Consider the following 1,158-nt stretch of genomic DNA (forward strand, 5'->3'; position numbering starts at 1 on the left):
TTAGTCATATCTTTCAATGTTTCATTATCTTGATTTTCGTCTATATATTTTGTAGTATTATATTGCATATACCAGGTAGGCGCGGGTGGCCGCGTCGACCAGGTCGGTCAGCTGCCGAATCGGGTCGTCGCCCGCCGGTCGCGGCGGGAGGGCGGTGAGACGGCCGATGCGGTGCGCGATGAAGCCGGTCTGGTCCGTCAGGCGCGGGACCCGGTCGAGCGCCGTCCGGGGGTCGGTAGCGGTCTGGCGGGGGCTCACCGGCAGCGGGCGGTAGCGCGCGGCCCAGAACGCCAGCCCGTTCGCCAGTTCGTCGAGCGCCGGTTCGCTGTCGCCGGTGCGCAGCGTCCGCACCGCGTGTCCCACCCGGATGACGCCGTGCGTGGAGCCGGCCACCATGCCGGGCAGCAGCCGCGGCCACCACTGGGCGAGCACGTCGGTCCAGCTGCGCTCGTGCAGTTCGCGGGCGAACAAATCGGTCCACGCGGGGAGCCGGCGGTGGTCGCCGAGCGCTGCCCGCCAGTCGGTGATCGGGTCACCGGCGGGCGGGCGCTCGTCGAGGCGGCGCACGTACCGATCGAGCCAGCGGTCCAGGTCGATGTCCAGACCGCGCCGGGCGATGACCTCGGCGGCCATCGGGCCGTGGTTGGTCATGCCGTGGTTGCCCTCTTCGTCGCCGCCGAACTCGGGCCCGTAGCGGTGCACCCGGGCGTACGCCTCGTGAATTCCTGTCGTCATACCGCAAGCCTCGCCGCCGGCCGCGGTCTGGTCGACGATTAGGTGAGCGCCTAATCTACGGTGGTGATCCGCCTGCATCTGAGCGCCGCCGATACGCGCCGGATCAGATTCGCCTCGTCAGCGCTCTGGGAGGCGGTGACCAGCGTGCGGACCCTGACCGACACCTCGCGCCGCCGGCACCTGCACCAGCCGTGGCGGGATCGGGTGCGCGGCCGGCTCGGCGGCGTGGACATGGCGCTGCTGACCGCCGTCATCCGGCCGGCCGGCTACCTGCCGGACTTCCTCGTCCCCGTGCCCGCCCGCCGCAACCTCGCCTTCCACACCGCCCTGACCGATGTCGCGGCCGCCGATCCGGCGCAGGTGACCAGCGAGCTCATGCACCTGGCGGGCCACCCGGTGGCGCAGCGCGGGCCGGGACGCGAC

Annotated in this window: 1 protein-coding gene and 1 pseudogene; one reads left to right on the forward strand and one right to left on the reverse strand. The window is 70.8% G+C overall.

All coding sequences use genetic code 11. The features are described 5' to 3' along the window. Positions 1-57 precede the first annotated feature (57 nt). Entirely contained in the window at positions 58-735 is a 678-nt protein-coding gene (locus AB0M20_RS44915; RefSeq protein WP_364307731.1) for a questin oxidase family protein, read from the reverse strand. A 63-nt stretch (positions 736-798) separates the two neighbouring features. Between AB0M20_RS44915 and AB0M20_RS44920 the strand changes: the two are divergent. Next, positions 799-1,158, forward strand: a pseudogene (locus AB0M20_RS44920) (hypothetical protein); the annotation flags it as partial.

Origin of the sequence: Actinoplanes sp. NPDC051633 (genome assembly GCF_040681735.1) — a bacterium.
Classification (GTDB): Bacteria; Actinomycetota; Actinomycetes; order Mycobacteriales; family Micromonosporaceae; genus Actinoplanes.

Bases quoted from the DNA above. Each gene is read 5' to 3' on its own strand.
- AB0M20_RS44915 (WP_364307731.1), bottom strand. From the start codon at position 735: ATGACGACAGGAATTCACGAGGCGTACGCCCGGGTGCACCGCTACGGG.